The sequence below is a fragment of the Erwinia billingiae Eb661 genome (genome assembly GCF_000196615.1).
GTDB lineage: Bacteria > Pseudomonadota > Gammaproteobacteria > Enterobacterales > Enterobacteriaceae > Erwinia > Erwinia billingiae.
In genome coordinates, this window is record NC_014306.1 from 650,673 (window position 1) to 663,817 (window position 13,145).

The following is a 13,145-nucleotide window of genomic DNA, read 5'->3' on the forward strand; positions in this document are numbered from 1 at the left end:
TGTGTTATAAAAAATTCTTCCATAACAAATATTTTTGGATGGTTGAAGTTATTGTTTTAACTTACTCTTAAAATGAATTAAATAATTTCACCATCATTTTTAATTTCAAGAATTTCTCGCTAAAAATGAAAGTCACTTTATCGGCTAGTTTAAGTCTTAATACTCGTGCGACATCATATTTAAGTTCGGTAGCTCTAGTTTTCCCGATAAGTGCAAGGCACGCTTTTCTCTTAACCTATTGACCCTCAATATTTTTTTGAAATAACTTCGGTTAAAGTACTCACCTCACTCAGTGATAAAAAAATCATAAATCTCCAGAAATTATACTGTGTTTATTTGCAGTTCTTCTGGCTCTGAAGGATGAAATGGAGGACGCTGGGCAGCGTATGCCTGTAAGGTCGATACCATCATCAGCTGTCAGGAAAAAGATTATGAACAAGTAGCAGCCCTTACTTTACTTAGCGCTCTGAATAAGTCCATCCCTTACGTGGCTGACAACCCGGACCACTTGCCCTTGTTCGTAGACAGCGGTCAGCTGGTTGCAATGTTTGCTGCGTCCATGTCGTGGGGATAACGCTAGACGCTGAATGTGGTGATCACCGACTTCACCAGTGACCAGAACCTGCTGATGGCCCAGTGCTCTTGTGGCTGCGGGAAAATCAGTCCGACCCGCTGCAGAACAGGGAGACGCGCGTAAAGCTGATTTCGTTTGCGGTAGATATTCTGGCTAATGACCGCGGCGACATCAGCAGGTATCTAAAGGTGACCGAACTCCTGAGAGCAACCGTTGATTGCAGTAAGGCCAGTATTGAAGCGGTGCTGGAACCGGACTTACCGGAGGAATACTGGACGGTGAAGTATGGCAGAACTGAATGAAGTGGATGTCTGACTGACCGAGTTACTGTTGCAACTGGAACATGCGTCCCGGAAAAAGATGTAGCTAGAAGTGGTGCGCAATGTCCGAAGCATTCATCATACAAACATGACGTCACAGCGTGCACCCGACGGTAGTACATGAGAACTTAGGCGCGTGACTGCCCGGGCAAAATCGGGGGTGCATAAAGCGTAAAATGTTTGTGAAACTCAAAACAGCAAAATACCATGAAATGAATGTTAAAAAAGATCAGGCAGAAATTTTTTCAACAAAAGATGTTTTTCAGATAGCTCGGAACCATCATTACGGTTTGAGATAAATGGTGAAAAAACGAGGAAAGTTAGTCAAGTACTCCGAACGCAGACTTTTAGGTTTTAGTTCCGGGGTGGTGGATCATATCAGATACCTCATGCTACATTATACTACCCTTTACAAATAAATTTTGAGGTCAGTCGTGGAAATTCAAGTCGAGCTTAAAGAAGCTAAAAGAGAGATAGTTAAAGATAGTTTTGATATGTCAATTGGTGAATTGACAAGAATATATGAAAGAGATGAACTAATTATAAACCCCGTTTATCAAAGATTATTTCGATGGGATGAGTCACAAAAGACACGTTTTATAGAGTCAATTCTCTTAGGTATTCCACTGCCACCTATATTTGTTTTTACCGATGAGAATGGACGATGGGAAGTAATCGATGGCCTGCAGAGGCTATCAACTATCTTTGAATTTGTAGGGTGTTTGAAGAAAGATGATACTATAGCTCCTGCATTTATACCTTCCGGCACCCACCTTTTACCATCTTTAGACGGGATGAGTTGGAGTGATAATGACGACGCGAGAAAGACAATGCCACTCGCTGTTAAATTGGACTTTGAACGCTCACGTTTAAGAGTGGAAATATTAAAAAAAGAGAGTGATGAAAAGACAAAATATGAACTATTTGAACGTTTGAATACAGGCGGCTCAATTCTAACTGAACAAGAGGTTAGGAATTGTGTCATGATAATGTTAAATAAAGAATTGTTCGACTTATTCACACTGTTAAGTGAGCACCCTGAGTTTAAGCAAATAACTTTGCAAACTGAGAAGTCGATTTCAGAACAAAAGCCATTGGAGTTAACTCTAAGGTTTTTAGCTTATAGGTATTCCCCATTCGACAAAAGTACTGATATTAATGAATGGCTAAATACTATATCAAGAGCTATCGCAAGCGATCCGGATTACAACATAGAAAGAGAATCTGCAATATTTAAGCGAACTTTTGATCTTTTGGCTAGAAAAGTAGGTACTGACGCTTTTAAGAAATTTGATGGTCAAGTTTTTTCAAGAGGTTTTTTGATTTCGGCTTATGAAGTTATAACTCACGGTGTTTCTAAAAATATCGACGTATTAGAAAGTGTAGATGATGGTTATTTAGTCGAAAAAATAAAAGAGCTATGGAGTAATGACGGTTTTACAAAGTATGCTCGTGCTGGTGTAAGTGGGCCAACAAGGCTAGTAAATACCCTTCCAAATGCGGAAGTTTGGATGCGCTGAAATGGAAATTAGAACGGTTGATAAATTAGTTAGAGAATTATCTAATGAGCTATCATGGCGAACAAAGGAAATCTCTCACTTGAGAGTCGAAGCTAAAGCTAAAAATGGTAGCTTAAAAGATACGATTTTACGTTCGGGTGTGGCAATAACATATTGCCACTGGGAGGGTTTTATCAAAATAGCTACAGAGCTTTTTCTCAATTATCTAAATTATCAAAAGATTTTGATTTCCGACCTTCAATTAGTTTATGTTACTCATGCAATGAAAAAAGAGATTCACTCTTTTTCTGAAACAAAAAGTGTTGATGCCTGTATAACATTTTTGAATGCTCTTTTTGTGCGTCAAAGTTCAGTTGCGGAAATAAAACATGAGAACTACGTTGACACTCAATCAAACTTGAGTTCGACAGTATTTGACAATATCGCAAAATCAATCGGGATCGACACTACACCTTATAAAGATTACTACCCTTACATAGATGAGAACATTGTTAATGCTAGGAATGATATTGCTCATGGTCAAAAGTTGATGATTGATGAAAAGGTTTTTGACCAATTGGCCGATAAAGTTTCTAATTTATTAAGAATGTATAAGGATGATATAGAAAATATAGTGGCTTTGAAAAGTTATCTTCTTGTTTCTCATCAGAAAGTTGAACCGTCTAACACACAATAGCCACATCTTTAGTGTTTGTGTTTTTTATTTAATCATTAAGACATGAACACTAAACTCACCGAAATCATGTGCCTTATGACCTCTGAACTGCCCCGGGGCAGTCTCGGAAGTGGATAAGGATAAATAGCTGTTCCGGGTGATAACGGGCGACCCTGAAACCAACTGGATTAACTGGCTGAAATTACGCGCAGGTAATCCTGCACCTGGTGGAAACCTTCACGAGGTGAGCGGGTAGTGCTCCTGAGTATCTGGAAACCGCCTTCGGGCTGGCCGCCGTTTATTACGATGCTTTCCCACCACCTTCAAAATAAGAAGACGGCAGCGTGGCGGAGTACCCAGACGGCGACTGGCTTGGGTATGAACCTGCCACCAGGCGCTGGTTGATAAAAGGCATTAAGAGCGTGCTGATTGAAGCTTCGGGCTGCAAAGAGCTAAGAACAGGCGCGTTCATAGTCACTACTGACCAGACGCAAATTAAGAGTGAGGTTGTCATCAATGGTGGCGTGACGCAAGGCGGCTCGATGTCTTCCTACGGCATCGTGGCGGACGTGCGCACACATGATGGAGCTCAGAAAGGTAGCGCAAATACCGGAGGGCCGTGCTGATGATGTATCTGGCCAGGAGCCGGGACACCGGCGAAGCTATTACCGATATGATCCCTCACAAATCAACCCGCTAAGCCAAGTTCTTAATTACCAGTAAATCTCTGCTGCCATTTTGCTGCCACTTATATCACACCAACAAAAAAGCCACCCTCTAAAAGGTGGCTTAATATCCTGAATTAACAGGGAAAATTTGGTGGCCCCAACTGGACTTGAACCAGTGACCAAGCGATTATGAGTCGCGTGCTCTAACCAACTGAGCTATGGGGCCTGAGGCGCAGGATTATAATGTAACTCGGTGGTGCAATCCAGCAGTTATCATCCGGTTGGCTAATTTCCAACCAGGAAAACGGGTGGAATAACAACCTCTTCGCCCCTTAACCTTGTCCCGACAACGGTTTTCGCTACGTCACTAAGCCACAGCTATCCCCATTCAGGGTACTCGTTCCCCGCACCCAGCATCCCTTAGCGATAGCGAGATGCAGACTGGCTCAGCGATAAATCCGGCAGCAGCGCGGCGCGGGCGGCATCGTAGGCTTCCCAGTTTTCATATTTCTCCAGCGATGGGATGGTCACGCTCTCGCCTAAATCCAGCCCGGCCAGTGCCGCATCCACCATGGTGTCGACTTCCATCAGCATATGCGCCGGCAACTCATCGGTGGAACGGCCGGAGCGTTCGAAGATTTCGGTGCGGGTTAACCCTGGTAACACGGCCTGCACACGTACGCCGTGAGGTTGCAGCGACGCTTCCAGCGAACGGCTGAAGTTCAGCACGAAGGATTTGGTGCCGTTATACACGCCGTTAGACATTTCATGCACCAGCGAAAGCACCGACGCGATGTTGATAATCGTGCCCTGTTTGCGGTCCTTAAAGGCGTTGGCCGCCGCATGCGCCAGTCGGGTAGGGGCGAGCACGTTAAGGATGATCATCCGCTGTACGCTGTCGATGTCGTTATCCAGGAAGTCGCCGGCGACGGTCATGCCTGCGTTATTCACCAGCAGCGTGATGTTGGCATCGCTGCTCAGCCGTTGTTCGACGCGCGCCAGATCCTGTTGATCGATCAGATCGGCGGCCAGCACCTCGGCTTTCACGCCGTAATCTGAGGAAAGTTTTGCGGCCAGCGCCTCAAGTTTCGTTTTGTCGCGTGCAATCAGCAACAGGTCATAGCCGCGCTGCGCCAGGCGTTGTGCGTAAAAAGCACCAATCCCTGCCGATGCGCCGGTGATCGCTGCTGTGCCTTTAGATGCGTTCGAATGGGTCATGATGCTCTCCTGAATATGATGGTTATCATTTGGTGTTGAGGCTTAATATGATGGTCATCATATTTGCTGTCAATAGACCCAAAATGCCGCTTTATCCCGTGCTTCATCCATCCAAAAAATTTTATCTAGCGCTTTCATCAAGATAGGCGCTCACCGCCCAACGCCACATTGAATATGATGGTCATAATAATTATTATGATAGTCATATCCTGTTAAGCGCTGAGCTAAACTGCCTGTATCTGGCTCACGCGTTCAGCCGCACAATTCAGCGCAAGCCGATTACCGATCCCGTCCCGGAGGCCCCATGTCAGAAGTCATCCCCCATAAAGAACGCACCCGTCAGCGAATCCTGGACGAAGCGGCCGCCATCATGCGCGTCGTGGGCACTGAGGGCATCGGTGTGGCGGCGCTGATGAAGCGCGTTGGGCTGACGCACGGCGGGTTTTATGCGCACTTCACCTCGCGTGATGATCTGGTGGCGAACGTTATCGACCGGATGTTTAACGAAACCGGCGAACGGCTGAATGCCTTGTCGCCGCTGCCGGAAGGCGCTGCGCGGCTGACTCGCCTGATCGATCTCTACCTTTCCCCTGAAGCCCGCAACGCACCGGAGCACAATTGCCCGATGCCTTCGCTGGCGGGGGAAGCCAGCCGTTTGCCGGACGAGGCGCGGGCACGCTTTACGCTGGGCATTCAGGAAATGCAGGCGCTGATTGCCCGTTCGCTACAGGCGATGGGGCATGCACAGCCGCAGTCTCTGGCCTCCTCGGCGCAGGCCGAGTTGATTGGCGCGATGGCGATGGCGCGAGCGATTCAGGATGACGCGGTGGCTGAGCAGTTGCTGGCGGATTCCCGCAGCCAGCTCAAGCTTAGGCTGGGCCTGAACGGTGATGCGCATGGCTGAACATCAGGCGTTGAAAACCGAGCAACGGCGCAAGAAAATGGCGGCGCTGATTACCCGGCTGGCCCCCAATAACGGCTATACCCGCTCCGCGCTGGATGATGTGCGCCTGCTGCGTTCCGACCGGCCGCTGGACCATACGCCGGTGCTGTATGAACCCTCGATTGTCATCGTCTGCCAGGGCTGCAAGCGCGGTTATTTGGGGGATAACGTCTATATTTACGATGCTCAGCATTTTCTGGTGGTCGCGGTACCGCTGCCGTTTATCAGCCAGACCGACGCCAGTGCGGATGAGCCGATGCTGGCGGTGGCGCTCAGGCTGGATTTTACGGTGCTGGCCGATTTGCTGCTGACCTTAAAATTGCCGGTTCCCCGCCGTCATGACGCAGTCAGCATGCTCTCTTCGCCGCTGGATGAGGCGTTGGGTGACAGCGTCATCCGTCTGCTGGAGGTGCTGAGTTCGCCGCAGGAAAGCCAGGTGCTGGGCGCGGGGATCGTGCGGGAGATTTACTACCGGGTGCTGGTCGGCGATCAGGGCGGCACGTTACGTGCGGCGCTGGCGCAGCAGGGGTATTTTGCGCAGATTGCGCGGGCATTACACATCCTGCAAAACCGTTATAGCGAACATTTTGAGGTGGCCGATCTGGCAAGCGAAGTGGGCATGAGCGTGGCTACTTTCCATGCCCATTTCAAAACGGTGACCCAAAGCTCACCCATTCAGTACCTGAAATCCACCCGACTGCATCAGGCCCGACTGTTGATGGTGCGTGGCGGAATGTCTGCGGCCACGGCTTCTGCGGAAGTGGGTTACGAAAGTCCTTCGCAGTTCAGCCGCGAGTTTAAGCGCTTCTTTGGTCGCAGTCCGGTGCAGGAAGCGCTGTATATGAAAGAAATCCTGCGTCTGGAACCGGCCATTGAGATGGCGGGTTAAGCCTAAAAAAAGCCCGCCCGTTACGGCGAGCTTGAAGCGGATCAGTAGGGGCTGGCGGTGGGACGCACCACGATCTCGCTGACATCCACGTCCGCCGGTTGCTCAATGGCATACACCACGGCACGCGCGATGGCATCCGGTTCCAGCGCTACCCGCCGGAAGGCTTTCATCGCTTCGCGCGCCGAGTCATCGCTGATGCTGTCTGCAAGTTCCGACGTCACCACGCCCGGTGAAATCACCGTCACCCGCAGTTTATCCGTCTCCTGACGCAGCCCATCCGATAAGGCCCGCACCGCGAACTTGGTGGCACAATACACCGCCGCCGTTGGCGAGACGCTCAGTCCACCAATCGACGAAATGTTGATGATATGGCCGTGCTGCTGCTGTTCCATCAGCGGTTGTGCGGCTGCAATGCCGTAGAGAACGCCACGGATATTGACGTCAATCATGCGATCCCACTCGTCCACTTTACGGGCCGAAAGCGGCGATAGCGGCATCACGCCAGCGTTGTTAATCAGCACATCCAGTCCGCCAAAATGCTGTTGTGCTTCGGCGATAAAGCGCTCCATCTCGCTGAGGTTGGTGACGTCAAGCGAGGTGAAATGCGCTTCGCCGCCAGCGGCACGGATCTCTGCAACCACCGTCGCCAGACGATCGGTACGGCGCGCGCCAAGCAAAACACGCGCGCCTTTGGCCGCCAGCAGTCGGGCGGTGGCTTCGCCAATACCACTGCTGGCACCGGTGATCGCCACGATTTTATTGTTCAGTTCAGACACAGGACTCTCCTTACCAGGGCTTGCTGAACGGCTTGTCCGTCAGCGAAGTTCAGGGTAAAGCCTTATCCCCTGGCTGCGAATATCCGGGCCTCTCTCAAGCTTGCCTGTTCCTCTGAAATGCCGATCAGCGGCCCACATCGGTCGAAAAGGCGATCTCTTTCTGCGCTTCCAGCGCCGCCAGTCGTTCGGTCAATGCGGCATGAACCAGCGTGTATGCATCGCTTCCCAGCGTCAGTCGGCGTGGTGCAGGGGAGCGATCGACGGAGGCAATCATTTCGCGCACCATCTTTTTCGCCTCGCCGACGGTTGGCCAGTTCTCCATCAGCTGCCGCATCGGGCTCCGATCGTAAGCCGCAAGCGGTTCTGCCATCTCCATTCCCTGGGTAAACCCCGTCTGGGCGGTGCCTGGCTCAACCAGCGTGAATTCAATATTGAATGCCGCCACTTCCTGCGCCACCGTTTCGACAAAGCCTTCCATCGCAAATTTGCTGGTGTGATAGAGGCTCAGTCCCGGGAAGGTAATCTGCCCGCCCATCGAAGAGAGCTGCAGGATGCGGCCACCGCCTTGCTGGCGCAGATGCGGTAAGGCCGCGCAGATCAGCTGGATCGAGCCGAGCACATTGGTGTCCAGCAGGCGTTCAATCTGCGCATCCGCCAGCTCTTCGGCGGCGCCGCCCAGACCGTAGCCCGCGTTGCTGACTACCACATCAATGCGGCCTAATTCCGCAAAGGCCCGATCGACGACCATGCGCACGCTTTCGGCGTCGGTCACATCCAGCTGCGCCAGCCACAGCTGCTCGCCATAACGCGCTTTCAACGCCTGTAGCACGGCGGGTTTGCGCAAGGTGGCCGCCACGCGGTCGCCGCGTTCCAGCAGGCGTTCAGTCATTTCCAGGCCGAAGCCAGATGAGGTGCCGGTAATAAACCAGGTTTTAGACATGGGGTTTCTCCTGTTGAGTGTCAGGTAACCTTACGCCGCTGGAATTGATGCTACTATCCGTCCAATCATGCATGAGTTGGTGAAAATGACCCATGAATAGCAAACCCGATCTCTCCGCGCTGCAGGCCTTTGTGCTGGTCGCCACCCGCCGCAGCTTTCGTCAGGCGGCCGACGAGCTGGGATTATCGCCGTCCACCCTCAGCCATATGCTGCGCGCGCTGGAAGAGAAAATGGCGGTGCGGTTGCTGCACCGCACCACCCGCAGCGTCTCGACCACCGAAGCCGGCGAGCAGTTGCTTAACCAGTTGAAGCCGGTGCTGCAAGGGCTGGAGAGTGCGCTCAGTTCGGTGGAGGCATTTCGCCAGCAGCCGACCGGCACCTTGCGGATCAATGCCAGTGAGAGCGCTGCCCGTCAGCTGTTGCAGCGGGTTGTGCCGCTGTTTTTGCAGCGCTATCCGGCCATTTCGCTGGATGTGGTGACCGAAGGGCGGTTGATCGATATCGTCAGCGAGCAGTTTGATGCCGGCGTGCGGCTGCTGGAGGATGTGCCGCAAGATATGGTGGCGGTGCCGTTTGGCGGCGATCTGCGCTTTATTGCCGTGGCCTCGCCCGCTTATGTCGCGAAAAGCGGCGAACCCGCCACGCCCGACGATCTGTTAACCCATCAATGTATTCGCTTCCGCTTACCCAGCGGCAAGCTCTATCGCTGGGAGTTCTCGCGTCGTGGCGTGGAGCGGCATATAGAGGTGAAAGGCACGCTGATGCTGGATCATCTGGAACTGATGGTCGAATCAGCGGCGCAGGGGTTGGGTATCGCCTATGTCCCGAGCAGCGTGGCGGAGCCGTGGCTTCAGAGCGGCAAGCTGCAAATCGTGCTGGAAGAGTGGAGTCCGCCTTCGCCGGGGCTGGCGCTTTACTATCCTGGCCATCGCCATGTGCCTGCGGTGTTAAGCGCCTTTATCGAGGTGCTGAAGTCGCCCGTTACAGCATTCCCGGCGGAATAACCGGCGGATGATAAATGGCGGCGCTCCAGTGCCGGCTGCTGGCATGTTTCTCCGCCAGCCAGCCCTCTTTACGCAGATGGCGGGCGATCATTTTATTCATGATGCCGTGGCCCAGCAGCAGCACGTTGCCATGCTCCGACAGGGAAATCAGTCGGTTAGCGGCCTGACTGGCGCGCAGTTCCGCCTGCTGGAAGGATTCGACCGATCCGGCATAGCCGCACAGCCACATCAGGCGCAGTAACGAAAGCCACAGCGATGGAGGAAGGTGGGGATAGGCAAGGCGCATGGTAGGCAGGGACACTTCGCTGAATACCGCATCGATGCAGGCCGGTTCCAGCCCCAGCTTTTGCAGTGACGAGCGCTCGCGGGGAAGGGGACTGGTCACCACGTAGTCGGCCATCGCCGCCACCCGAATACTCTTATCCGGCGGACCATCCTGCACGTTCGACATATCATAGGCTTCACACCACTCTGTCATCGCCAGCGCCGGTAAGCGGCCGCCCACCGTATGGTCCGGCTTACCGTGACGCATCAGAATTATGGTCATTACCTTCCCTCAGGTGTTTTTTTCAAGAGTAAGCTGACGTTCAGGTTAAGACAAATAAGCGGGCTGATTTTAAGATTTGCCCGGCAATGGGCGAGGATTCATCTGACTGCAATAATCTGCCGTTTAGAATGCCCACGACTGAGCCAGTCAGACGTGAGTGAAAACTGAACTTTAGTACAGTTTATTCGGTGTATTGTAGTGCAATATCAGAGCGATAAATTAAGTTATTAATTCAAGTTAATGTATTTTATCGCTTTTATCTGGAGTTGCGCTTTCCAAATGTGAAGTGACACTAATTTATTTGCGCAGATCTATTGCAAAATCTACGCGCGTAGATACAATAGCCCTCGTAGTAAAAATTCGCGACGCATGATGCTTATCTGCCCAGTGAAGGTCACTTTGTTTCACCGTATGGATGCGATTGGTTACTTAAAACCGACGACCGGGAAACGAATATAACTCTCCCAACACCAGGGAACCTGTTCTGACCTTAACCATGGCTCAGCAAAAGAGCGTCCTAACTTGCGAATTTTTCCTGACTCTCAGGACACGCCAGGGAAGGCAAATTAGCACTCTGTATTTCAGGGAACTTTCATGTCCACTCCTCAAAGCACTCAGCATGAGGCTTCACGTTCCGCATCCTCTGCGGCAGATGAACGCCTGACTACCCCAGAAGGCCGTAAAGATTTTTGGCGCGCCACCTTCTCCTGTTGGCTTGGCACCGCGATGGAATATGCGGACTTCGCCCTCTATGGTCTGGCCGCCGGTATTATCTTTGGCGACGTCTTCTTCCCCGAATCCACCCCAACCATGGCGCTGCTGGCGACCTTTGCCACCTGGTCCGTTGGCTTTATTGCCCGACCGATTGGTGCACTGTTCTTCGGCTGGCTTGGCGATCGTAAAGGCCGCAAAGTGGTGATGGTGTCGACCATCATTCTGATGGGCGCGTCGACCACATTGATCGGCGTTATCCCGAGCTATGCGTCTATTGGCCTGTGGGCACCGGCCTGTCTGGTGGTGTTGCGCTTCAGTCAGGGCTTTGGTGCTGGCGCCGAGCTGTCTGGCGGCACGGTGATGCTGGGTGAATATGCCCCGGCAGAAAAACGCGGCCTGGTCTCCTCGATCATTGCGCTGGGATCCAACAGCGGCACGCTGGTGGCCTCGCTGGTGTGGCTGGCGGTGGTGCAGATGGATCAACAGCAGCTGCAGGATTGGGGATGGCGTATCCCGTTCCTCTGTAGCTCGCTGATTGCGCTGGTGGCGCTGTGGATCCGCCGTCATCTGAAAGAAACCCCGGTATTTGAACGCAAGAAAGCGGAACTGCTGGCGCAGCGTGAAAGCTCACGCGTTGCTCAGCCGTTGCCGGTCGATACCCGCAGCTTCTGGAAACGCAGCCGTTCGTTCTTTGTGATGGTTGGCCTGCGTATCGGTGAGAACGGCCCTTCGTATCTGGCTCAGGGTTTTATCATCGGCTACGTGGTGAAAGTGCTGGCTGTCGATAAGTCGGTTGCCACCACCGCCGTGTTCCTTGCCTCTCTGCTCGGCTTCCTGATCATTCCTTTCGCTGGCTGGCTTTCTGACCGCTTTGGCCGCCGCATTACCTACCGTTGGTTCTGCCTTTTACTGATCCTTTATGCCTTCCCGGCCTTTATGTTGCTGGATTCTCGTGAGCCAGTGATTGTGATCTCGACTATCGTTGTCGGTATGGGTCTGGCGTCACTCGGTATTTTTGGTGTGCAGGCGGCGTGGGGCGTTGAGATGTTCGGCGTGCATCACCGCTACACTAAAATGGCGACGGCGAAAGAGCTGGGATCGATTCTCTCTGGCGGAACAGCTCCTCTGGTTGCTGCTGCGCTGTTGTCATGGACTGGCCACTGGTGGCCGATCGCCACTTACTTTGCGGCGATGGCGGCCATTGGCTTCCTGACCACGTTTGTTGCCCCGGAAACCCGTGGGCGAGACTTAAATGACCCGGATGACGCGATCTGACGGGACCCAGGCGAACCGTCGATCGCTCGGCGGTTTGCCTCTGGAAAAGGCAATAATTTGGTAAAAAGCACCGTAAATCGTGCCACCCGCAGCGATGTCGCCAAAGAAGCGGGCACCTCGGTCGCCGTGGTGAGCTATGTGATGAACAATGGTCCGAGGCCGGTTGCGGAAGCAACGCGGCTTCGCGTGCTTGAGGCCATCAAGAAAACCGGATACCGGCCCAACAGCGTGGCCCGTGCTCTGGCGTCGGGTACCACGAAAACCTACGGACTGGTGGTGCCCAATATTTCCAACGCGTTTATCGCGTCATTTGCCCATGCGTTGCAGCAGGAAGCGTTGAGCAACGGCATGGTGATGCTGTTGGGCGATGCAGGTGACAGCCGTCAGCGCGAGCTAGAGCTGATCAACAATCTGCTGAGCCGTCAGGTCGATGGACTGTTTTATAACAGCGTCGATCGCCACCCTTATATCGATGTGATTCAGGCCACCGGCACGCCGCTGGTGATGCTGGACCGGGTCGATCCCAGCCTGAAAGTGAATATTCTGCGCGTGGACGAGCGCGAGGCTGCCCGTCAGGTGACCTCGCATCTGTTGAGCCACGGCTACCAGGAAATCGGCATTATCTGCGGTCCGCTGGAGCGTTTTAACACCCAGGATCGTCTTGCGGGCTGGCGTCAGGCGCTGGCCGACTTTGGCATTACCGAACGGCCAGAGTGGATATTCCCAACGACCTATACCCGCGAAGGCGGTTATGAGGCCGGACAGCAAATGCTAAAAAACGACGCGTTACCTCGCGCGCTGTTTGCCAGCAACGAAGCACAGGCCATTGGCTGTATTCGGGCGCTGTCGGAACACAACATTACGGTGCCAGAGCAGGTTGCTCTGGTCTGTTTTAACGGAACGGACCAATCAGCGTTTCATGTCCCTTCATTAACCACCGTGCGACAGCCGGTAGGGGAAATGGCAAAAAGGGCCATCGCAATGCTGACAGCCCCGGAAGGCGAGGCACAGCTGAGTGAGTTTGCGCACCAGCTGGAAATAGGCGAATCCTGTGGCTGTTGCTTTAACGACAGCCGCAACGCCGCACAAAAATGATAATAAA

At 52.7% G+C, this 13,145-nt stretch carries 11 protein-coding genes, 1 tRNA gene and 2 pseudogenes; 9 read left to right on the plus strand and 5 right to left on the minus strand.

Annotation, left to right across the window (positions count from 1 at the left end):
• Nucleotides 1-409 precede the first annotated feature (409 nt).
• From EBC_RS04340 to EBC_RS04355, 4 genes and pseudogenes are all read left to right on the plus strand, one after another.
• Nucleotides 410-876: pseudogene (locus EBC_RS04340) on the plus strand (phage tail protein).
• A gap of 452 nt (nucleotides 877-1,328) precedes the next feature.
• Nucleotides 1,329-2,414, plus strand: coding sequence for a DUF262 domain-containing protein (locus tag EBC_RS04345; protein ID WP_013200590.1), 1,086 nt, complete (start codon nucleotides 1,329-1,331; stop codon nucleotides 2,412-2,414).
• Between the two features lies 1 nt (nucleotide 2,415).
• Complete coding sequence (locus tag EBC_RS04350; RefSeq protein ID WP_157868003.1) at nucleotides 2,416-3,090, plus strand: MAE_28990/MAE_18760 family HEPN-like nuclease; 675 nt, start codon at nucleotides 2,416-2,418, stop codon at nucleotides 3,088-3,090.
• A 42-nt stretch (nucleotides 3,091-3,132) separates the two neighbouring features.
• Nucleotides 3,133-3,695: pseudogene (locus EBC_RS04355) on the plus strand (phage baseplate assembly protein V).
• Between the two features lie 191 nt (nucleotides 3,696-3,886).
• Here EBC_RS04355 and EBC_RS04360 read toward each other — a convergent pair.
• Nucleotides 3,887-3,963 (minus strand) — tRNA-Ile (locus EBC_RS04360).
• Between the two features lie 194 nt (nucleotides 3,964-4,157).
• The gene (locus EBC_RS04365) at nucleotides 4,158-4,955 is read right to left on the minus strand and encodes an SDR family NAD(P)-dependent oxidoreductase (RefSeq protein WP_013200591.1); all 798 of its coding nucleotides are present in this window, start codon (nucleotides 4,953-4,955) and stop codon (nucleotides 4,158-4,160) included.
• Nucleotides 4,956-5,259: 304 nt separating this feature from the next.
• On the opposite strand from EBC_RS04365, the gene EBC_RS04370 reads away from it, so the two are divergent.
• Both EBC_RS04370 and EBC_RS04375 read left to right on the plus strand, forming a co-directional pair.
• Entirely contained in the window at nucleotides 5,260-5,859 is a 600-nt protein-coding gene (locus EBC_RS04370; RefSeq protein ID WP_013200592.1) for a TetR/AcrR family transcriptional regulator, read from the plus strand.
• Complete coding sequence (locus EBC_RS04375; protein ID WP_013200593.1) at nucleotides 5,852-6,787, plus strand: AraC family transcriptional regulator; 936 nt, start codon at nucleotides 5,852-5,854, stop codon at nucleotides 6,785-6,787. The genes EBC_RS04370 and EBC_RS04375 overlap by 8 nt, the downstream gene beginning before the upstream one ends.
• A 41-nt stretch (nucleotides 6,788-6,828) precedes the next feature.
• Here the strand turns inward: EBC_RS04375 and EBC_RS04380 are convergent, their stop codons facing one another.
• Both EBC_RS04380 and EBC_RS04385 read right to left on the minus strand, forming a co-directional pair.
• Nucleotides 6,829-7,563 (minus strand): SDR family oxidoreductase, encoded by a 735-nt coding sequence (locus EBC_RS04380; protein WP_013200594.1) that lies wholly within the window; start codon nucleotides 7,561-7,563, stop codon nucleotides 6,829-6,831.
• A gap of 124 nt (nucleotides 7,564-7,687) precedes the next feature.
• Complete coding sequence (locus tag EBC_RS04385) at nucleotides 7,688-8,503, minus strand: SDR family oxidoreductase (RefSeq protein WP_013200595.1); 816 nt, start codon at nucleotides 8,501-8,503, stop codon at nucleotides 7,688-7,690.
• A gap of 92 nt (nucleotides 8,504-8,595) precedes the next feature.
• Between EBC_RS04385 and EBC_RS04390 the strand changes: the two genes are divergently transcribed.
• Nucleotides 8,596-9,507, plus strand: coding sequence for a LysR family transcriptional regulator (locus EBC_RS04390; RefSeq protein ID WP_013200596.1), 912 nt, complete (start codon nucleotides 8,596-8,598; stop codon nucleotides 9,505-9,507).
• Here the strand turns inward: EBC_RS04390 and EBC_RS04395 are convergent.
• A complete protein-coding gene (locus tag EBC_RS04395) occupies nucleotides 9,485-10,054 on the minus strand; it encodes a histidine phosphatase family protein (protein WP_013200597.1) in 570 nt (189 codons plus the stop codon). The genes EBC_RS04390 and EBC_RS04395 overlap by 23 nt on opposite strands.
• A 594-nt stretch (nucleotides 10,055-10,648) precedes the next feature.
• Between EBC_RS04395 and EBC_RS04400 the strand changes: the two genes are divergently transcribed.
• Complete coding sequence (locus tag EBC_RS04400; RefSeq protein ID WP_013200598.1) at nucleotides 10,649-12,043, plus strand: MFS transporter; 1,395 nt, start codon at nucleotides 10,649-10,651, stop codon at nucleotides 12,041-12,043.
• 57 nt (nucleotides 12,044-12,100) lie between these two features.
• Entirely contained in the window at nucleotides 12,101-13,138 is a 1,038-nt protein-coding gene (locus EBC_RS04405; protein WP_013200599.1) for a LacI family DNA-binding transcriptional regulator, read from the plus strand.
• Nucleotides 13,139-13,145: the final 7 nt, after the last annotated feature.

Bases quoted from the DNA above. Each gene is read 5' to 3' on its own strand.
- EBC_RS04350 (WP_157868003.1), top strand. From the start codon at position 2,416: ATGGAAATTAGAACGGTTGATAAATTAGTTAGAGAATTATCTAATGAG.
- EBC_RS04365 (WP_013200591.1), bottom strand. From the start codon at position 4,955: ATGACCCATTCGAACGCATCTAAAGGCACAGCAGCGATCACCGGCGCA.
- EBC_RS04370 (WP_013200592.1), top strand. From the start codon at position 5,260: ATGTCAGAAGTCATCCCCCATAAAGAACGCACCCGTCAGCGAATCCTG.
- EBC_RS04375 (WP_013200593.1), top strand. From the start codon at position 5,852: ATGGCTGAACATCAGGCGTTGAAAACCGAGCAACGGCGCAAGAAAATG.
- EBC_RS04385 (WP_013200595.1), bottom strand. From the start codon at position 8,503: ATGTCTAAAACCTGGTTTATTACCGGCACCTCATCTGGCTTCGGCCTG.
- EBC_RS04390 (WP_013200596.1), top strand. From the start codon at position 8,596: ATGAATAGCAAACCCGATCTCTCCGCGCTGCAGGCCTTTGTGCTGGTC.
- EBC_RS04395 (WP_013200597.1), bottom strand. From the start codon at position 10,054: ATGACCATAATTCTGATGCGTCACGGTAAGCCGGACCATACGGTGGGC.
- EBC_RS04400 (WP_013200598.1), top strand. From the start codon at position 10,649: ATGTCCACTCCTCAAAGCACTCAGCATGAGGCTTCACGTTCCGCATCC.